The following is a 17950-nucleotide window of genomic DNA, read 5'->3' as shown; positions in this document are numbered from 1 at the left end:
CATGTTTCACCGTTTATGGACACTGATCCGCAAAGAGCTGCAATCCCTGCTGCGCGAGCCGCAAACCCGCGCCATTCTGGTGCTGCCGGTGCTGCTTCAGGTTTTACTGTTCCCGTTTGCCGCCACCCTTGAGGTGACCAACGCCACCATTGCCATTTACAACGAAGACAACGGCAAACACGCCGTCGAGCTGACGCAGCGTTTCGCCCGCGCGAAGGCCTTTACCCACATCCTGCTGCTGAAAAGCCCGCAGGAGATCCAGCCCACCATCGACACGCAAAAAGCGCTGCTGCTGGTACGCTTCCCGGCGGATTTCTCCCGCAACCTGGACACCTTCCAGACCGCGCCGATGCAGCTGATCCTCGACGGGCGCAACTCCAACAGCGCCCAGATAGCGGCGAACTATCTGCAGCAGGTGGTGAAGGATTACCAGCAGGAGCTGATGGACGGCAAACCGAAGCCCAACAACAGCGAGCTGGTGGTGCGCAACTGGTACAACCCGAATCTGGACTACAAGTGGTTTGTGGTCCCGTCGCTAATCGCCATGATCACCACCATCGGGGTAATGATCGTCACCTCCCTGTCCGTCGCCCGCGAGCGCGAGCAGGGCACGCTGGATCAGCTGCTGGTCTCCCCGCTCGCCACCTGGCAGATTTTCGTCGGCAAAGCGGTGCCGGCGCTGATCGTCGCAACGTTCCAGGCCACCATCGTGCTGGGGGTGGGGATTTGGGCCTACGAGATCCCGTTCGCCGGTTCGCTGGCGCTGTTTTACTTCACGATGGTGATTTACGGGCTGTCGCTGGTGGGATTTGGACTGCTGATATCCGCGCTCTGCTCGACGCAGCAGCAGGCGTTTATCGGGGTATTCGTCTTTATGATGCCGGCGATTCTGCTCTCCGGGTACGTTTCGCCCGTCGAGAACATGCCGGTGTGGCTCCAGGATTTAACGTGGATAAACCCGATTCGACACTTTACGGATATCACCAAGCAGATCTATCTGAAGGATGCGAGTCTGGACATTGTCTGGGGAAGTTTGTGGCCGCTACTGGTCATAGCGGCCACGACGGGCTCAGTGGCCTATGCGATGTTTAGACGCAACATTGCGTAGCTTTTTCTCTTTGGTGAGCAACGAGACGACAGCTGGCCCTGCGAGGATTGCCAGACCCGCCAGGGCCAGCAGCAGGTTGTTTTGCAGCACGCGTGACAGCAGCCAAAGCACGATCATCGCGGCACCAAAGTACCAGGTGGTGGTGAGCTCTTCGAGCACATCACCCACCTCGCGCCAGCGCGCTTCATGGTGGCGCTGTAAGAACAGCATCGACAGCACGGTGACGCCATAGAGGACGCACAGTCCTAAGCCAACACGCACCAGCGTGCCGCTCATCCAGCCCATCACCAGTACGGCCACGACCAGTAAATGCAACATTATCTGCCAGCAACTCAAACCGGTTGCGACACGAACACGTTGTTGCCACTTCATGGCTTCTCTCCTGAAGGATTTTTCTCTGCTTAATCAGACTACCGCACTTTACGGAAAATTCCGTAACGCCGCATCTTTTTGTGACGCCGACTACACTTTATTTTCATCGGGATAGTCACCCAGGAAGGTGTTTATGGGCAAAAAAACGCAGCATTTCTCGCTTAAGGTGCTGACGATAAACATTCATAAGGGCTTCACAGCATTTAACCGCCGCTTCATTTTACCGGAGCTGCGCGACGCGGTACGCACCGTCAGCGCGGACATTGTCTGCCTGCAGGAGGTGATGGGCGCGCACGAGGTGCATCCCATGCATTTCGAAAACTGGCCCGATACGCCGCACTACGAATTTCTGGCCGACACCATGTGGAGCGATTACGCTTACGGCCGCAACGCGGTCTATCCGGAAGGCCATCACGGAAACGCCGTGCTGTCGCGTTTTCCTATCGAACATTACGAGAACCGGGACGTCTCCGTTGGAGAGAGCGAAAAGCGCGGGCTGCTTTACTGCCGCATCGCACCGCCGGATCTTGACGTTCCCGTTCACGTAGGCTGCGTTCACCTTGGCCTGCGTGAAGCCCACCGTCAGGCGCAGCTACAGATGCTGGCTGACTGGACCAATGCGCTTCCGGAAGGCGACCCCGTGGTGGTAGCCGGTGATTTTAACGACTGGCGGCAGCGGGCCAACCATCCTCTGAAGGTGAATGCGGGGCTGGAGGAGATTTTCACCCGGGCACACGGTCGTCCCGCACGGACGTTTCCCGTGCGCTTTCCCCTGCTGCGCCTGGACCGCATCTACGTGAAAAATGCGCATGCCAGCAGCCCGACGGCGCTGGCGTTACTTAACTGGCGACATCTTTCCGACCATGCCCCGCTGAGCGCGGAGATCCACTTATGAAATGCACATGGCAGGAAGGTAACCGTATTACGCTGCTGGAAAACGGCGATAACTTTTATCCGGCAGTCTTCGAGGCGATTAGCCACGCGCAGCAGAAAGTCTACCTTGAAACGTTTATCTGGTTTGAAGACGACGTTGGCAGACAGCTGCACAGCGCGCTGCTGCATGCCGCCCGGCGCGGGGTAAAAATCGAGGCCCTGCTCGACGGGTATGGCTCGCCGGATCTCAGCGATGAATTTGTTAATGAACTCACCGCAGCCGGCGTGGTGTTCCGTTACTACGATCCCGGTCCTCGCCTGTTCGGCATGCGCACCAACCTGTTCCGCCGCATGCACCGCAAAATCGTTGTGGTGGACGAAACGGTGGCGTTCGTGGGCGGCATTAACTACTCCGCCGAGCATATGTCGGATTACGGCCCGGAGGCCAAGCAGGACTACGCGATCCGCATTGAAGGGCCGGTGGTTCAGGACATCCAGCTGTTCGTGCTGGAAAACTTGCCCGGTAAAGAGGCCGCTCGCCGCTGGTGGCGACGCCGTCATCGCCCGGAAGAGAACCGCAAGCCCGGCGAAGCGCAGGCGCTGTTTGTCTGGCGGGACAACGAGGAGCATCGGGACGATATTGAACGTCACTACCTGAAGATGCTGGCCAATGCGAAGCGCGAAGTGATTATCGCCAATGCCTATTTCTTCCCCGGCTACCGTATTCTGCACGCCATGCGCAACGCGGCCCGCCGCGGCGTCCGGGTGAAACTCATCGTGCAGGGCGAGCCGGATATGCCGATTGTGAAGGTCGGCGCGCGTCTGCTCTACCGCTATCTGGTTAAAAGCGGCGTGCAGATATATGAATACCGCCGCCGCCCGCTGCACGGCAAAGTGGCCGTGATGGATGACCACTGGGCAACCGTTGGCTCCAGTAACCTCGATCCGCTGAGCCTGTCGCTTAACCTGGAAGCGAACCTGATCATCCACGACCGCCAGTTTAATCAGACCCTGCGCGATAACCTTCAGGGACTTATCAATAAGGACTGCGTGCGGGTGGATGAATCCATGGTGCCGAAACGGAGCTGGTGGAACGTTGGCGTCGGCGTGGTGGTGTTCCACTTCCTGCGCCACTTCCCGGCGATGGTCGGCTGGCTGCCGGCGCATACGCCGAAGCTGGCGCAGGTGGATCCGCCGGTACAACCCGAAATGGAAACCCAGGACCGCGTTGAAGCGGAAGATGGAGGCAAACCCTGATGTCAAAATCTCATCCTCGCTGGCGGCTGGCGAAAAAAATCCTCACCTGGGTATTCTTTATCGCGGTCGCGGTACTGCTGGTGATCTACGCGCAGAAAGTGGACTGGGAAGAGGTGTGGAAGGTTATCCGCAACTATAACCGACTGGTGCTGCTCGGCGCCGTTGGGCTGGTGATCGTGAGCTACCTGATGTACGGCTGCTATGACCTGCTCGGCCGCGCCTACTGCGGACACAAGCTGGCTAAACGTCAGGTGATGCTGGTGTCGTTTATCTGCTACGCCTTTAACCTGACGCTGAGCACCTGGGTCGGGGGGATTGGCATGCGCTATCGCCTGTACTCGCGGCTTGGCCTGCCGGGTGGGACGATCACGCGCATTTTCTCATTAAGCATCACCACCAACTGGCTGGGCTATATTCTGCTCGGCGGGGTAATTTTCACCATCGGCGTGGTGCAGCTGCCCGCGCACTGGTATATCGACGAAGCCACGCTGCGCATTCTCGGCTTCGTGCTGCTGCTGATCATTGCCGTGTATTTGTGGGCCTGCGCCTTTGCCAGACGCCGCCATATGACCATTAAAGGGCAGAAACTGGTACTGCCGTCGTGGAAGTTCGCGGTACTGCAGATGGCGGTTTCCAGCGCCAACTGGATGGCGATGGGGGCGATCATCTGGCTGTTGATTGGCGAGGACGTGAACTACTTCTTCGTGCTGGGCGTGCTGCTGGTGAGCAGTATCGCCGGCGTTATCGTGCATATCCCGGCAGGGATTGGGGTGCTGGAGGCGGTATTTATTGCGTTGCTGGCCGGAGAGCATGTCTCACAGGGGACGATTATTGCCGCCCTGCTCGCCTACCGCATGCTCTATTACTTCCTGCCGCTGGCGCTGGCCACGGTCTGTTATCTGGTGCTGGAGAGTCGGGCGAAAAAGCTGAGGGCGAAGAACGAGAGGATGTTAGCGAAGTGAATAAGTCGGGTGGCGGCTTCGCCTTACCCGACCTACGGTTCGCGTTTCGTAGGCCGGGTAAGGCGAAGCCGCCACCCGGCAAAACAACCCTAGCGACGGTTGCCAAAAATACGCAGCAGCATCAGGAACAGGTTGATAAAGTCCAGATAGAGCGTCAGCGCGCCCAGAATCGAGTATTTGCGCAGGTTGGAACTGTCGCGCACGTCGATCTGCTCGCCGATGTTTTTCAGCTTCTGGGTGTCGTAGGCGGTCAAGCCAACAAAGACCACCACCCCGATGTAGGTCACGGCCCACATCAGCGCGTCGCTCTTCAGCCACAGGTTCACCAGCGACGCCAGCACAATCCCGATCAGCCCCATAAACAGCATGTTGCCTAAGCCACTCAGGTCACGTTTGGTGGTGTAACCGTACAGGCTCATCACGCCAAACATCCCCCCGGTCACCACAAACGTGCTGGCGATGGAGGAGTAGGTGTAGACGATGAAAATGCTGGAAAGCGTCAGGCCAGTCAGCGCCGAATAGAGCATAAACAGCGTGGTTGCCATGCCCGCGCTGAGCTTTTGCACCAGCCCGGAGAGCACAAACACCAGCGCCAGCTGCGCGATAATCAACCCAAAGAAGGTGATTTTGCTGGAGAAGATAAACATCATCAGTTCAGGCGTGTTCGCCGCATACCACGCGATAAACGCGGTAAGCAGCAGGCCAACCGTCATCCAGCCGTACACCTGAGCCATATACGTCTGCAGGCCGCTACGGGTCTGCTGTACTATTGAATCGGAACGCGGAAATCGGTCCATGATTCACTCCTGATTAAGATTAAGAAGACACACACGTTAAGAGTAACACATCCACGTAAACCGACTACCAACGGCTGGCGGCCTGTTTATCGCTGTCGCGAGATTCCACCCAGCGGTCCCCTTCCGGCGTGGCTTCGCGCTTCCAGAACGGCGCTTTTGTTTTGAGATAGTCCATGATGAACTCCCCGGCCTCAAACGCGCTGCCGCGGTGTGCGCTGGTCACGCCGACAAACACAATCTCTTCACCGGGCCACATCTCACCAATGCGGTGGATAACCGTGACGCGCCCAAGCGGCCAGCGGCCTCGCGCCTCTTCCACAATTGCCGCGAGCGATTTCTCCGTCATACCGGGATAGTGCTCCAGCGTCAGCGCTTTTACGCTGTCACCGAGGTTGTGGTTACGCACTTTGCCGGTGAAGGTGACGACCGCGCCGTCTTCATCGCGTTCCGCCAGCCAGCTGTATTCGGTCCCCACGTTAAAACGCTCGGGGCTCACCAGAATTCGGGTTTCCGCCATCTTAGCCCCCTGTCACCGGCGGGAAAAAGGCCACTTCATCCCCTTCGGCCAGCGGGTGGCTGAACTCCACCAGCGTCTGGTTAACGGCGGCAAGCAGTTTACCTTCGTCCAGCGCCAGCGCCCAGCGGTCGCTTTGCGCCGCCAGATGCGCGCGCAGGGCAGCGACGTTTTCGAAAGACGCATCCAGCATCAGGCTGTCGGTATTGACCAGCTCGCGGACCTGGGCGAAAAAGAGCACCTTAATCATGGCTATCCACCTTAAAATCACCGGATTTGCCGCCGCTTTTCGCCAGCAGGCGAACCGGGCCAATCACCATATCTTTCTGCACTGCTTTGCACATGTCGTAGATGGTCAGCGCGGCAACGGAGGCCGCCGTCAGGGCTTCCATCTCCACGCCGGTTTTCCCGGTTAAGCGGCACAGGGACTCAATGCGCACGCGGCTGTGCTCCGGTTGCGCCTGCAGGTTCACCTCCACCTTGCTCAGCATTAGCGGATGGCAGAGCGGGATTAAGTCCCAGGTGCGCTTGGCGGCCTGAATACCCGCGATGCGCGCAGTGGCAAAGACGTCGCCCTTATGGTGGCTGCCGTCGATAATCATCGCCAGCGTTTCCGGCAGCATAGTGACGAACGCTTCCGCGCGCGCTTCGCGCACCGTTTCGGCTTTAGCGGAAACATCCACCATATGCGCTTCACCGGCGGCGTTAATGTGGGTTAGTTGTGACATAGCTTATTTCTTTAAATGGGGATGGAAATTACAGGGACGGGTACGGGCATCCAGCTGCGGGGCAATAATATTTTCCCACGCGGTGCGGCAGGCTTTAGTCGAGCCCGGCATGGCGAATATCAGGGTTTTGTTCGCCACGCCCGCTACGGCACGGGACTGAAGCGTAGAGGTGCCGATCTCTTCAAACGAGAGCATGCGAAACACTTCGCCGAAGCCTTCCACTTCGCGGTCGAACAGCGGGAGCAGCGCTTCGGGGGCCTGATCGCCTGCAGTAAAGCCGGTGCCGCCGGTAATCAGCACCACCTGAACGTCGTCACTCGCAATCCACTGCGAAACCTGCGCGCGAATGGCGTAACGGTTCTCTTTGACGATCGCTTTATCAACAATCTGGTGTCCGGCTTCGTGTGCCGCCTCGCGCAGCCAGTGGCCGGAGGTATCTTCTTCTTCACCACGGCGGTCGGAAACGGTAAGAATAGCAATGCGTGTCGGGATAAATTCTGCGCTTACCTGACTCATCTTCTGATTCCTTCTTAAGCCTGATTACCCGCCGATGTAGGACAGGTTCTGAGTAATACCGGTATTGCCCTGATGCAGGAAGTGGGTCTGTTTTTTATGCGTCAGCGCTTCAGAAATGCGTGCTTCAAGCGAGTCCTGCTGCGCATCGTCTTCCAGCAGATCGCGAAGGTCTACGCCGCCGTCGCCAAACAGGCAAAGGTGGAGCTTGCCAACGGAGGAGACGCGCAGGCGGTTGCAGCTGGCGCAGAAGTCTTTCTCATAGGGCATGATAAGCCCAATCTCACCTTCGTAATCCGGGTGGCAGAAGACCTGCGCCGGGCCGTCGCTGCGCTGGCGGATCTGGTGGATCCAGCCGCGTCTCAGCAGCGCGTCGCGCAGCACCATGCCGGAGATGTGATGGCGACGGAACAGCTCGCTGCCCTCGCCGGTTTCCATCAGCTCAATAAAACGCAGTTGAATGCGGCGTGGTTTGATCCACGCCAGGAAGGTGTCCAGCTGATGATGGTTTACATCACGCATCAGTACCGTGTTGACTTTGACTTTGTCGAAGCCCGCAGCGAATGCGGCGTCGATGCCGTCCATGACCTGCTGGAATTTATCCTGGCCGGTAATGGCGTGGAACTGACGGGCATCGAGGCTATCGACGCTGACGTTGATAGCGGTTAAGCCAGCGTCGCGCCAGTTCGCCACGTCGCGCGCCATGCGGTAACCGTTGGTGGTCACCGCAATCTGGCGGATACGTTCGTTTTCACGTACGGCGGCAATGATGTCGGGGAAATCACGACGCAGGGAGGGTTCGCCCCCGGTAAGACGGACTTTTTCCGTACCGAGCTCAGAGAACGCACGCGTGACGCGGCGCACTTCATCCACGGAGAGAAAGCCGTTATTGGTGACGCTGCCCGGCTTGTAGCCATCGGGCAGGCAGTAGGTGCAACGGAAGTTGCAAACATCGGTAATCGACAGACGCAAGTAGTAAAACTTACGCGCGAAAGCATCAGTAAGTTGTGAAGCCATGTACACCTTTCCAGATACGGGAGGCACAGTCATTTCTTTCTGTACCCTGGTGGCAAATCCGCCACGGCCAGGGCGCCATATCATTCGACACAGGCGCCAGGGCTAGAGTGTATGTTTTCAACGTTGAAAACGTGGTTTAAGCGATAGTAGCGCGGAAATTCTGGCGGCGCCATTATCACTTCACGCTATATAATTATCTATATAGCGAATCAATCGTGCATTTTCGCTACAGAATACTTAAAAACCGTATTTTCGCATTGATATACGTCATTTTGCGTCGGGTGAGGCATCGTCTTTTAGGGGTAGTTAGGTTACTGTTACGCGATTACAGGTGAAAAGGAATATGTATGCGCAGTCGCACTTTTGCGGATCTTGACCGAGTGGTCGCTCTTGGCGGAGGCCACGGCCTGGGCCGCGTTATGTCCTCTTTGTCGTCACTGGGCTCACGGCTGACAGGGATAGTAACAACCACCGACAACGGCGGCTCAACCGGACGCATTCGTCGTGCTGAAGGCGGCATCGCCTGGGGAGATATGCGCAACTGCCTGAATCAGTTAATTACCGAGCCGAGCGTCGCGTCGGCGATGTTTGAGTACCGTTTTGGCGGTAATGGCGAACTTTCCGGGCATAACCTTGGAAATTTAATGTTAAAGGCGCTTGATCACCTGAGCGTACGGCCTCTGGAAGCCATCAACTTAATCCGTAATCTGCTCAAAGTGGACGCATTCCTGATCCCGATGTCCGAACAACCGGTTGACTTGATGGCAATCGACGCCGAAGGGCATGAAGTTTATGGCGAGGTGAATATTGACCAGCTCATCCTGCCGCCAACTGAGTTAATGACCTATCCGAGCGTACCCGCCACGCGTGAAGCGGTGGAAGCTATCGGGGAAGCGGATTTAATTCTGATCGGCCCCGGCAGCTTTTACACCAGCCTGATGCCAATTCTGCTGGTGAAAGAGCTGGCGCAGGCGCTGCGTCGCACCCCTGCCCCGATGGTTTACATCGGTAACCTCGGCCGCGAGCTGAGCCCGGCCGCGGCAAGCCTGTCGCTGGCGGACAAACTCAATTTGATGGAGCACTACGTCGGGAAGAAGATCATTGACGGCGTAGTCGTGGGCCCAAAAGTGGATGTGTCAGGGATTGGCGATCGTCTGGTGGTGCAGGAGCCGCTGGAGGCCTCAGACATCAAGTATCGCCACGACCGTCACCTGCTGCGCGACGCGCTGGAGAAGGCGATTCAGGCGTTGGGTTAGGTTCGTTTTGTGCGGCCTGATGCCCTCACCCCGGCCCTCTCCCACAGGGAGAGGGAGAAAACAACGTTTACTCACGATGCCGCGATGAAAAGATCCCGCAGCTGATGAAGCTGGTCGCGGATCTGCGCCGCCTCTTCGAATTCCAGGTTCTGCGCGTGCTGCATCATCTGCCCTTCCAGCTCGTGGATTTTCTGCTGCAGCGCCTTCGGCGTCAGCACGACGGTATCTTCTTCTACCACTGAACGCGCCTTGCCGCGGCCTTTCGCTTTGGTCTTCGCAATGTTCTGACCCAGGGCCAGAATATCCACCACCTTCTTGTTCAGCCCCTGCGGCGTGATGCCGTGCTCTTCGTTATAGCGCTGCTGTTTCTCGCGGCGGCGTTCCGTTTCGCCAATCGCTTTCGCCATCGACGGGGTGATTTTGTCACCGTACAGAATCGCTTTCCCGTTGACGTTACGCGCGGCGCGGCCAATGGTCTGGATCAGCGAACGTTCAGAGCGCAGGAAGCCCTCTTTATCGGCGTCCAGAATCGCCACCAGCGAGACTTCCGGCATATCCAGACCTTCTCGCAACAGGTTAATCCCCACCAGCACGTCAAATTCGCCCAGACGCAGATCGCGGATGATCTCCATACGCTCCACGGTGTCGATATCCGAGTGCAGATAGCGCACCTTCTCACCGTGTTCTTCCAGATACTCGGTCAGGTCTTCCGCCATTCGTTTGGTGAGCGTGGTCACCAGCACGCGCTCGTTGATGGCGGAACGGGCCCGGATCTCAGAGAGCAGATCGTCCACCTGGGTCGCAACCGGGCGCACCTCGATAATCGGATCCAGCAGCCCGGTCGGACGGACCACCTGATCAATCACCTCATCGCCGGATTTCTCCAGCTCGTAGTTGCCCGGCGTGGCCGACACGTAGATGGTTTGCGGCGCCAGCCCCTCAAACTCTTCAAACTTCATCGGACGGTTATCGAGCGCTGACGGCAGGCGGAATCCGTACTCCACCAGCGTCTCTTTACGCGCGCGGTCACCGCGGTACATCCCGCCGATCTGCGGGATCGTGACGTGGGATTCGTCGATCACCAGCAAACCGTCTGCCGGAAGGTAGTCAAACAGCGTCGGCGGCGGCTCGCCCGGCCCGCGCCCAGAGAGGAAGCGCGAGTAGTTTTCGATACCCGAGCAATAGCCCAGCTCGTTCATCATCTCCAGATCAAACTGTGTGCGCTGGCTCAGGCGCTGCTCTTCCAGCAGCTTATTGTTCGCCAGAAGCACCTTACGGCGCTCTGCCAGCTCCACTTTGATCTCTTCCATCGCCTGCACGATACGCTCGCGTGGCGTCACGTAGTGTGTTTTAGGGTAGATGGTAAAACGCTGGATCACCGACTCAACGTGCCCGGTCAGCGGGTCGAACAGCGACAAACGCTCCACCTCTTCGTCAAACAACTCAACACGCAGCGCCATATCGTCCGATTCCGCAGGGAAGATGTCGATCACCTCACCGCGCACGCGGAACGTCCCGCGCTGGAACGCCTGGTCGTTACGGGTGTATTGCAGCTCGGCCAGGCGGCGCAAAATCGCGCGCTGATCGATGATCATCCCCTGCGTCAGGTGCAGCATCATCTTCAGGTAGAGATCCGGGTCGCCCAGGCCGTAAATCGCCGAAACCGACGCGACCACAACCACATCGCGACGCTCAAGCAGCGCCTTGGTCGCCGACAGTCGCATCTGTTCGATGTGTTCGTTCACCGAAGCATCCTTCTCGATGAAGGTGTCAGAGCTCGGCACATAGGCTTCCGGCTGGTAGTAATCGTAGTAGGAGACGAAATACTCCACCGCGTTTTCCGGGAAAAACTCTTTCATCTCGCCGTAAAGCTGTGCCGCGAGGGTTTTGTTGGGTGCAAGCACCATCGTGGGGCGCTGCAGGTCAGCGATCACGTTCGCGACAGTAAACGTTTTGCCCGAGCCGGTTACCCCCAGCAGCGTCTGGTGCGCCAGCCCGTCTTCCAGCCCCTCTTTAAGGCGACGGATCGCCTCAGGCTGATCGCCTGATGGGCGGAAAGCAGAATTCAGTTTGAACGGTTTACTCATGGGCGACGACCTGATGACGTTATAAGCGGCAGGTGAGTAATTTTACTCGTTGTTGCCAGGAATGCCAGTAAAAAACACTGGATGAAAAACCAGTGGCGTGTCAGGATATTTAGCGTAGCGGCTGAATCATTAGCGCGTTAGCGAACAAAATTTAGGCTCTGACGAGATAAAAAACCAGCCAGGCTGGGTTATCCCCAGAACTTTTTCTTTTTTAACATTTGTCAAGCCAGGTAATGATAGTTTTATGGCAACGAGTGACACTTTCATTACGGTAATTGCTTTTATCTAACCAATTAAATTATAAAGGATATTTTCTAAAGCCGCGTTTCGCGTCAATTTGGGCGAAAGCCGCGTCTTCTCTCGCTTATCGCGTGTTTTCTAACTCTAATGCACATGGTTATCCACAGGAATAGTGGATAACTGCTTCCAGCCCGTGCAGACCGCCGCTCAGCAAATTCCCGGATTTTCCCACGAGGCGGCAACAAAAAATTTTTATAGCTATTTTTTGACGATAAACAGTTGAGTCATTCATAACCAACCGGTGCGATCCTGCTCACATTTCCGCCATTTTTCGTCCTGCACCACCATTCAACACCGCCAGCACCGCCGATGTGCAATCCCCGTTCGTTTAGACGATTCACCGGTGGCTTATTCCTAAAAAAAGCCGTTTTTTTAATCGATTTACGCTTTCTGGCAGGGGTTTTGCAGAAGCATAAACGAGCGTCACCGACACATTTTTAAGGAGAGAAAGATGTTGAGTCTGCGTGCAGTGAATCAGTTTTACGGAAGCCAACATACGCTGTGGAACGTGGATTTAGATTTTCCGCAAGGGATGTGCACAGGCGTCGTTGGCCTGCCGGGGATGGGCAAAACCACCCTCATGAACTGCATTACCGGAAAAGTGCCCGTCGATAGCGGCACCATCATCTGGCATGAAGCGGGTGCACCGCCGCGTGATTTGCTCAGCCAGGCGTCAGAAGAGCGTTCAGGGCCGGGAATAGGCTATGTGCCGCAGGACAGGCGGATTTTTTCTCAGCTGACGATTGAGGATAATCTGCATATTGCCATGCGGGCGGTGGGGAAACCCGACCCGGCAGCGAAAAGCGACGTATACGATCTGTTCCCGGAACTCTACGCGCGACGTCAGACGCGAGGCAACACCCTTTCGCCGGAGGATCAGTATCAGCTCGCGCTGGCGAATGCGCTGGTCAACCGCCCGCGGATGCTGATTCTGGATGAACCCATGCACGGCGCGGGACACGGCTTTGCCCAGAAGCTGGCGCAGCTGCTGGTGCGCTTAAACCAGGAGTTAGGCATGACGGTGCTGTTAGCGGAGCAGCAGCTGTCGTTTATCCGCCGGGTGGCGGATCGGTTTTGCATGCTTTATCGCGGGCGTAACGTGGCGCACGGCCACGTTAGCGAACTGAACGATGAGCTTATTGCCCACTGGATGTCGCGGGAAGCAAGGCGCTGAGGTCGAGATAGCGCCCGGTTTCGGCATTTTCCGCGCCGTCAGCAAGCCAGGGAATTTCCCCAAGGCACGGCGCGGGCAGTACGCGCCTGAGCGTCGCCAGATACTCCTGATGTCGTTTCCCCGGCGCAACCACGTCGTTGGCTATCCAGCCCGCCAGACGCAGCCCGGCCTGCCGTACGGCCTGCGCGGTCAGCATAGCGTGATTGATGCAGCCCAGCTTAACGCCGACAACCAGAATGACCGGGAGCCGCTCGGCCTGCACCCAGTCAGCAAACGTCTGCGTGTCCGAAAGCGGCGTAAACCAGCCGCCCGCGCCTTCCACCAGCACCCAGTCGGCCTGGCTTTCGAGCGTCCGTAACCCGGCAGACAGCACGGCGAACTCAATCGGACGGCCTTCGTCGGCGCTGATAATGTGCGGCGAGGTCGGCTCGGCAAAGGTGTATGGATTGACCGCTGAATAGGCAAGCTTAAGGGTACTATTACGCTGGAGCGCCAGCGCATCGGTGTTGCGTAACCCTTCCGCCGTCATCTCGCTGCCGGAAGCAACAGGCTTATATCCGGCGGTGTTTTTCCCAAGCTTTCGCGCCGCCTGCAGAAGGGCCGCGCTGGCAACCGTCTTGCCCACTTCCGTATCCGTGCCGGTAACAAAATAACGTTCAGTCACGTTCGATAATCCCATGAAAAAGTTGATAAGAGAGCGGGAAAAAGCCCCGCTGCTGCGGCCAGGCCAGCTCCAGGCGCTGCAGCTGGCCCCGGGTCAGCGGTTTTTTCTCCCGCCCGGCGTGCAGGTGCGTAGCGCCGATGCCCTTCAGCGAACGCATGGCGCTGAACGCGTCGCTAAAATTGAGCGTGATGGTCTGCACCGTGCTGCGACAGCGCCAGCCTGCCAGCGCCTGCGTGACCTGCTCATGCGATAAGAAGCGGTTGGCATGCGGCTGCTCATCTACTGCCTGCCATGCCTGATTTAGTTCCGGCAGCGAGCTTTCCAGCAGGGTGGTAAAGGCCACCTTCCCGCCCGGGCGGGCGACGCGATAAAGCTCGCGTAAGGCCTGTTCCAGGCTGCTGCACCACTGCACCGCCAGATGGCTCCAGACCAGATCGAACTGCGCGTCCGCCAGCGGAATAGCCTCGATATCAGCCACAAGGTAGTGATGCGCAGCCTGCTGCTGGCGCGCCTCGTCCAGCATGGCGGGCGACAGGTCGATGGCCGTCACCTGGCTCCCCGCTTCACGCCAGTAGCGGCTGTTACTGCCGGGACCACAGCCGGCGTCCAGTACCTGCGGAAAGCGGTTCCCGCCAAGCGCGGCCAGGAGCCCCTGCGCGCTCTGGCGCTGCAGTTCATCGTGCTGAGAATAGCTCCGCGCGGCCCGGCCAAATGCCGCCGCAACGGCCTGTTTATTCACCGGCGTCATGGAGCGCCTCCAGCAGCGTCTGGATATCCCGAACTTCATGCGCCGCCGTCAGGGTTAAACGCAGCCGTGCGGTACCCGGCGGGACCGTTGGCGGGCGGATGGCGGTCACCCACATGCCGCGCTCGCGCAGCGCCTGTGCCAGCGCCAGCGCGCGGCCGTTTTCACCAACTATCACCGGCTGGATGGCGCTCTGCGACTCTGGACTGAGGAAGGGCAGAGCCGCCAGTCCCTGGCGGAAGCGGGAGATATGCTCTGCCAGCCGCTGGCGACGTTCATCCCCTTCTGCGCTGCGGATCACCGCCAGCGACGCAGACAGCGCCACGGCCTGTGCCGGGGGCATGCTGGTGCTGTAGATCAAATGCCGGGCAAACTGCAGCAGATAGTCAGCGACGGACTCGTTGCACAGTACGGCGGCGCCGCTGGCGCCAAAGCCCTTGCCGAAGGTGACAATCAGCAGCTCGGGCTTCACGTTTTGCTGGTATGCGCTGCCGCGACCTCCATCGCCCATCACGCCAATCCCGTGGGCATCGTCCACCAGCAGCCAGGCGTTTTGCCGCTTTGCGGCCTCGTGCAGCGCAGCAAGCGGCGCGCTGTCGCCGTCCATGCTGAACACCCCTTCGGTGACCGCCAGCTGTTGCCCGTCGCAGGGTTTATCAAGCAGCGCAGCAAGCTGTGACGCATCGTTATGGGCAAAGCGGCGCAGCTGCGCCGGGCTTAAATTTGCCGCCTCAAGCAGCGAGGCGTGACTTAAGCGGTCGGCGACAATGCGGTCCTCTTTCCCCATCAGGGCCGCGATGACCGCCTGATTGGCGGCAAAGCCCGAGATAAAGAGCAGCGCACGCGAATAGCCAAGCCAGTCGGCCAGCTCTTCCTCCAGCGCCTGATGCGCCGTGGTGTAGCCGCTGACGTGTCCCGAGCCGCCGCTGCCCACGCCAAACCGCTCCGCGCCCTGCTGCCAGGCGCGGACGATGGCCGGATGCTGGCTCAGTCCGAGATAGTCATTGCTTGAGAAATTACAAAACTGCCGCCCCTCGCGGGTCAGAAAACGGCCCGCGCCGTTTTCCACCACACTGCGTATGCGAAACGCCTCTGCCGCCCGGCGTTCTTCCAGCGCGGCATTAATTCGTGCCTGCCAGGTCATACGGCTGCCGCGTTGTAGAACTGGTCGGTGTCGGCGTTGAAAATCTGCTGCTCCAGCTGCTGCTGTTGCTCGTTATCGCCCGTCAGCACCTCGGTCTGGTGCGGGTTCAGCCCCAGCTTACGGAACAGCTGAACATCTTTGTCCTCTTCCGGGTTCGGCGTGGTCAGCAGCTTGCAGCCGTAGAAGATGGAGTTGGCCCCGGCCATAAAGCACATCGCCTGGGTTTGCTCGTTCATCTGCTCGCGGCCCGCAGAAAGGCGGACGTAAGAGGTTGGCATCATGATGCGCGCCACCGCGATGGTGCGAATAAAATCAAACGCATCCACGTCGTCATTATCCGCCAGCGGCGTGCCTTTGACCTTCACCAGCATGTTGATCGGCACGCTTTCCGGCGGGGTGGGCAGGTTCGCCAGCTGCAGCAGCAGGCCCGCGCGGTCTTTCACCGTTTCGCCTAAGCCGACAATACCGCCGGAGCAGACCTTGATCCCCGCTCCACGCACTTTGTCCAGCGTGTCCAGGCGCTCCTGGTAGGTGCGCGTGGTGATGATATTGCCGTAAAACTCCGGGGAGGTATCGAGGTTGTGGTTGTAGTAATCGAGCCCCGCCGCCGAGAGGCGCTGCGCCTGCTCCTCGTTCAGCGTGCCAAGCGTCATACAGGCTTCGAGGCCCATCTCCTTCACGCCCTTCACCATCTGCTCCAGATACGGCATGTCGCGGTCGTGCGGGTTCTTCCACGCCGCGCCCATGCAGAAGCGGGTCGAGCCAGCGTTTTTCGCCTTGCGCGCCGAGTCGAGCACCTGCTCCACTTCCATCAGCCGTTCGGACTCCAGGCCGGTTTTGTAGCGCGCGCTCTGCGGGCAATATTTGCAGTCTTCAGGACAGGCGCCGGTCTTGATCGACAGCAGCGTGCTGACCTGAACATGGCGCGGATCGAAGTGCTGACGATGCACCTGTTGGGCTTCAAACATCAGCTCAAGGAAAGGTTTGTTGAATAATTCAGTAACTTGCGACATCGTCCAGCGTGCGTGGTGAGCCATCGGGCTTCTCCAAAGGGTTTTGTTAATTTTCGGTTCGGTTTATACTCGTAAACCTAAAACTTTTCAAAATGGTTTACAAGTCGATTATGACCCAGGACGATCTCGCCTTCGACAAGCAGCATATCTGGCACCCTTACACCTCCACCACCCGCCCCCTCCCCGTCTATCCGGTGGCCTCGGCCCACGGCTGCGAGCTGCACCTTGCCAGCGGCGAGCGGCTGGTTGACGGAATGTCCTCCTGGTGGGCGGCCATTCACGGCTACAACCACCCGCGCCTGAACGCGGCGATGAAAGCCCAGATTGACCAGATGGCGCACGTGATGTTTGGCGGGATTACCCATCAGCCGGCGGTGGATTTATGCCGTCGCCTGGTGGCGATGACGCCTGAATCGCTGGAGTGCGTCTTCCTGGCCGATTCCGGCTCGGTAGCGGTGGAAGTGGCGATGAAAATGGCGCTGCAGTACTGGCATGCGAAGGGCGAAGCGCGCCAGCGGTTCCTTACCTTCCGCAACGGTTATCACGGGGATACCTTCGGGGCGATGTCGGTGTGCGATCCGGACAACTCCATGCACAGCCTGTGGAAGGGGTATCTGCCGGAAAACCTGTTTGCCCCGGCCCCGCAGAGCCGCTTCGACGGCGAGTGGAACGAGATGGACATGGTCGGTTTCGCGCGGCTGATGGCGGCGCATCGTCATGAGATTGCCGCCGTGATCCTGGAGCCAATTGTGCAGGGCGCAGGCGGGATGCGGATGTACCATCCGGAATGGCTGAGGCGCATTCGCAAGATGTGCGACCGCGAGGGCATTCTGCTGATTGCCGATGAGATCGCCACCGGCTTTGGCCGCACCGGCAAGCTGTTTGCCTGCGAGCATGCGGGCATTTCGCCGGATATTCTGTGTCTCGGCAAAGCGCTGACCGGCGGCACCATGACGCTCTCCGCCACGCTGACCACCCGCCAGGTTGCCAACACCATCAGCGACGGCGAGGCGGGCTGCTTTATGCACGGCCCGACGTTTATGGGCAACCCGCTGGCCTGCGCCGTTGCAAGCGAAAGCCTCGCTATTCTGGAGAGCGGCGAGTGGCAGGCGCAGGTTGCGGCGATAGAAGCGCAACTGAAAGAGGAGTTGAGCGCCGCCTCCGGTGCGAATTTCGTGGCGGACGTGCGCGTGCTGGGCGCCATCGGGGTGATTGAAACCACCCATCCGGTGAATATGGCGGCGCTGCAGCGCTTCTTCGTGGACCAGGGCGTCTGGGTGCGGCCTTTCGGCAGGCTTATCTACCTGATGCCACCGTATAGCATTACGCCAGAGCAGCTGCGTAAATTAACCGACGCGGTCGTAACAGCCGTTAACATTCCCGCGCATTTCACGATTTAACCCCATGCGTTACACTTCCTGAACGA

General features: G+C 58.6%; 19 protein-coding genes and 1 riboswitch. Of the genes, 7 read left to right on the top strand and 12 right to left on the bottom strand.

Annotated elements, in window-relative coordinates:
* Window position 1: 1 nt before the first annotated feature.
* Entirely contained in the window at window positions 2-1108 is a 1107-nt protein-coding gene (locus AC4ICF_RS07250; protein ID WP_116343377.1) for an ABC transporter permease, read from the top strand.
* Here the strand turns inward: AC4ICF_RS07250 and AC4ICF_RS07245 are convergent.
* Window positions 1070-1480 carry a YbhQ family protein gene (locus AC4ICF_RS07245; protein WP_115874544.1) on the bottom strand — a complete coding sequence of 137 codons (411 nt, stop codon included), beginning with the start codon at window positions 1478-1480 and terminating at the stop codon, window positions 1070-1072. The genes AC4ICF_RS07250 and AC4ICF_RS07245 overlap by 39 nt on opposite strands.
* A gap of 133 nt (window positions 1481-1613) precedes the next feature.
* Here AC4ICF_RS07245 and AC4ICF_RS07240 point away from each other — a divergent pair, with 133 nt between their 5' ends.
* From AC4ICF_RS07240 to AC4ICF_RS07230, 3 genes are read left to right on the top strand one after another with little or no spacing between them, the layout of a single operon-like run.
* Window positions 1614-2375: an endonuclease/exonuclease/phosphatase family protein gene (locus tag AC4ICF_RS07240; protein ID WP_316379981.1), complete on the top strand. Its 762-nt coding sequence runs from the start codon at window positions 1614-1616 to the stop codon at window positions 2373-2375.
* On the top strand, window positions 2372-3610 hold the full coding sequence (clsB, locus tag AC4ICF_RS07235) for a cardiolipin synthase ClsB (protein WP_116343375.1): 1239 nt from the start codon (window positions 2372-2374) through the stop codon (window positions 3608-3610). Before AC4ICF_RS07240 ends, clsB begins: the two co-directional genes overlap by 4 nt.
* Window positions 3610-4572: a YbhN family protein gene (locus AC4ICF_RS07230; RefSeq protein WP_316379980.1), complete on the top strand. Its 963-nt coding sequence runs from the start codon at window positions 3610-3612 to the stop codon at window positions 4570-4572. The genes clsB and AC4ICF_RS07230 overlap by 1 nt, the downstream gene beginning before the upstream one ends.
* An 89-nt stretch (window positions 4573-4661) precedes the next feature.
* On the opposite strand, the gene AC4ICF_RS07225 is transcribed toward AC4ICF_RS07230, so the two are convergent.
* The 6 genes from AC4ICF_RS07225 to moaA form a co-directional block, all read right to left on the bottom strand.
* On the bottom strand, window positions 4662-5369 hold the full coding sequence (locus AC4ICF_RS07225; protein ID WP_010428846.1) for a Bax inhibitor-1/YccA family protein: 708 nt from the start codon (window positions 5367-5369) through the stop codon (window positions 4662-4664).
* A gap of 64 nt (window positions 5370-5433) precedes the next feature.
* The gene (gene moaE, locus AC4ICF_RS07220) at window positions 5434-5886 is read right to left on the bottom strand and encodes a molybdopterin synthase catalytic subunit MoaE (protein WP_116343373.1); all 453 of its coding nucleotides are present in this window, start codon (window positions 5884-5886) and stop codon (window positions 5434-5436) included.
* 1 nt (window position 5887) lies between these two features.
* A complete protein-coding gene (gene moaD / locus AC4ICF_RS07215) occupies window positions 5888-6133 on the bottom strand; it encodes a molybdopterin synthase sulfur carrier subunit (protein WP_116343372.1) in 246 nt (81 codons plus the stop codon).
* Window positions 6126-6611: a cyclic pyranopterin monophosphate synthase MoaC gene (gene moaC, locus AC4ICF_RS07210; protein ID WP_049008689.1), complete on the bottom strand. Its 486-nt coding sequence runs from the start codon at window positions 6609-6611 to the stop codon at window positions 6126-6128. Before moaC ends, moaD begins: the two co-directional genes overlap by 8 nt.
* 3 nt (window positions 6612-6614) lie before the next feature.
* Window positions 6615-7127 carry a molybdenum cofactor biosynthesis protein B gene (moaB, locus tag AC4ICF_RS07205; protein ID WP_116343371.1) on the bottom strand — a complete coding sequence of 171 codons (513 nt, stop codon included), beginning with the start codon at window positions 7125-7127 and terminating at the stop codon, window positions 6615-6617.
* Window positions 7128-7151: 24 nt separating this feature from the next.
* Window positions 7152-8141 (bottom strand): GTP 3',8-cyclase MoaA, encoded by a 990-nt coding sequence (gene moaA / locus AC4ICF_RS07200; protein WP_166710509.1) that lies wholly within the window; start codon window positions 8139-8141, stop codon window positions 7152-7154.
* Window positions 8129-8263: riboswitch (molybdenum cofactor riboswitch) on the bottom strand. (Overlaps the previous gene by 13 nt.)
* Window positions 8264-8488: 225 nt before the next feature.
* On the opposite strand from moaA, the gene yvcK reads away from it, so the two are divergent.
* Window positions 8489-9397 carry a uridine diphosphate-N-acetylglucosamine-binding protein YvcK gene (yvcK, locus tag AC4ICF_RS07195; protein WP_316380459.1) on the top strand — a complete coding sequence of 303 codons (909 nt, stop codon included), beginning with the start codon at window positions 8489-8491 and terminating at the stop codon, window positions 9395-9397.
* Between the two features lie 71 nt (window positions 9398-9468).
* On the opposite strand, the gene uvrB is transcribed toward yvcK, so the two are convergent.
* Window positions 9469-11484, bottom strand: a complete 2016-nt coding sequence (gene uvrB, locus AC4ICF_RS07190; protein ID WP_491466199.1) for an excinuclease ABC subunit UvrB — start codon at window positions 11482-11484, stop codon at window positions 9469-9471.
* 751 nt (window positions 11485-12235) lie between these two features.
* On the opposite strand from uvrB, the gene AC4ICF_RS07185 reads away from it, so the two are divergent.
* Window positions 12236-12958, top strand: a complete 723-nt coding sequence (locus AC4ICF_RS07185; RefSeq protein ID WP_116343367.1) for an ABC transporter ATP-binding protein — start codon at window positions 12236-12238, stop codon at window positions 12956-12958.
* Here the strand turns inward: AC4ICF_RS07185 and bioD are convergent.
* Genes bioD through bioB form a run of 4 tightly spaced genes read right to left on the bottom strand, consistent with a single transcriptional unit; the run spans window position 12921 to window position 16548 of the window.
* The gene (gene bioD / locus AC4ICF_RS07180) at window positions 12921-13622 is read right to left on the bottom strand and encodes a dethiobiotin synthase (protein ID WP_192982878.1); all 702 of its coding nucleotides are present in this window, start codon (window positions 13620-13622) and stop codon (window positions 12921-12923) included. The genes AC4ICF_RS07185 and bioD overlap by 38 nt on opposite strands.
* On the bottom strand, window positions 13615-14370 hold the full coding sequence (bioC, locus tag AC4ICF_RS07175) for a malonyl-ACP O-methyltransferase BioC (RefSeq protein WP_316380461.1): 756 nt from the start codon (window positions 14368-14370) through the stop codon (window positions 13615-13617). Before bioC ends, bioD begins: the two co-directional genes overlap by 8 nt.
* A complete protein-coding gene (gene bioF, locus AC4ICF_RS07170) occupies window positions 14354-15511 on the bottom strand; it encodes an 8-amino-7-oxononanoate synthase (RefSeq protein ID WP_316380462.1) in 1158 nt (385 codons plus the stop codon). The genes bioC and bioF overlap by 17 nt, the downstream gene beginning before the upstream one ends.
* Complete coding sequence (bioB, locus tag AC4ICF_RS07165) at window positions 15508-16548, bottom strand: biotin synthase BioB (RefSeq protein ID WP_116343363.1); 1041 nt, start codon at window positions 16546-16548, stop codon at window positions 15508-15510. Before bioB ends, bioF begins: the two co-directional genes overlap by 4 nt.
* Before the next feature lie 86 nt (window positions 16549-16634).
* Here bioB and bioA point away from each other — a divergent pair, with 86 nt between their 5' ends.
* Window positions 16635-17924: an adenosylmethionine--8-amino-7-oxononanoate transaminase gene (bioA, locus tag AC4ICF_RS07160; RefSeq protein ID WP_407065521.1), complete on the top strand. Its 1290-nt coding sequence runs from the start codon at window positions 16635-16637 to the stop codon at window positions 17922-17924.
* Window positions 17925-17950: the final 26 nt, after the last annotated feature.

The organism is Enterobacter sp. ECC_219_Taxon_10, assembly GCF_058354905.1.
Note: the sequence above shows the minus strand (reverse complement) of the source record. Positions and strands in the feature narration are given on the sequence as shown.

Excerpts from the sequence above, each read along its gene's own strand:
- AC4ICF_RS07250 (WP_116343377.1), top strand. The coding sequence starts at position 2 with ATGTTTCACCGTTTATGGACACTGATCCGCAAAGAGCTGCAATCCCTG.
- AC4ICF_RS07245 (WP_115874544.1), bottom strand. The coding sequence starts at position 1,480 with ATGAAGTGGCAACAACGTGTTCGTGTCGCAACCGGTTTGAGTTGCTGG.
- AC4ICF_RS07240 (WP_316379981.1), top strand. The coding sequence starts at position 1,614 with ATGGGCAAAAAAACGCAGCATTTCTCGCTTAAGGTGCTGACGATAAAC.
- clsB (WP_116343375.1), top strand. The coding sequence starts at position 2,372 with ATGAAATGCACATGGCAGGAAGGTAACCGTATTACGCTGCTGGAAAAC.
- AC4ICF_RS07230 (WP_316379980.1), top strand. The coding sequence starts at position 3,610 with ATGTCAAAATCTCATCCTCGCTGGCGGCTGGCGAAAAAAATCCTCACC.
- AC4ICF_RS07225 (WP_010428846.1), bottom strand. The coding sequence starts at position 5,369 with ATGGACCGATTTCCGCGTTCCGATTCAATAGTACAGCAGACCCGTAGC.
- moaE (WP_116343373.1), bottom strand. The coding sequence starts at position 5,886 with ATGGCGGAAACCCGAATTCTGGTGAGCCCCGAGCGTTTTAACGTGGGG.
- moaD (WP_116343372.1), bottom strand. The coding sequence starts at position 6,133 with ATGATTAAGGTGCTCTTTTTCGCCCAGGTCCGCGAGCTGGTCAATACC.
- moaC (WP_049008689.1), bottom strand. The coding sequence starts at position 6,611 with ATGTCACAACTAACCCACATTAACGCCGCCGGTGAAGCGCATATGGTG.
- moaB (WP_116343371.1), bottom strand. The coding sequence starts at position 7,127 with ATGAGTCAGGTAAGCGCAGAATTTATCCCGACACGCATTGCTATTCTT.
- moaA (WP_166710509.1), bottom strand. The coding sequence starts at position 8,141 with ATGGCTTCACAACTTACTGATGCTTTCGCGCGTAAGTTTTACTACTTG.
- yvcK (WP_316380459.1), top strand. The coding sequence starts at position 8,489 with ATGCGCAGTCGCACTTTTGCGGATCTTGACCGAGTGGTCGCTCTTGGC.
- uvrB (WP_491466199.1), bottom strand. The coding sequence starts at position 11,484 with ATGAGTAAACCGTTCAAACTGAATTCTGCTTTCCGCCCATCAGGCGAT.
- AC4ICF_RS07185 (WP_116343367.1), top strand. The coding sequence starts at position 12,236 with ATGTTGAGTCTGCGTGCAGTGAATCAGTTTTACGGAAGCCAACATACG.
- bioC (WP_316380461.1), bottom strand. The coding sequence starts at position 14,370 with ATGACGCCGGTGAATAAACAGGCCGTTGCGGCGGCATTTGGCCGGGCC.
- bioF (WP_316380462.1), bottom strand. The coding sequence starts at position 15,511 with ATGACCTGGCAGGCACGAATTAATGCCGCGCTGGAAGAACGCCGGGCG.
- bioB (WP_116343363.1), bottom strand. The coding sequence starts at position 16,548 with ATGGCTCACCACGCACGCTGGACGATGTCGCAAGTTACTGAATTATTC.
- bioA (WP_407065521.1), top strand. The coding sequence starts at position 16,635 with ATGACCCAGGACGATCTCGCCTTCGACAAGCAGCATATCTGGCACCCT.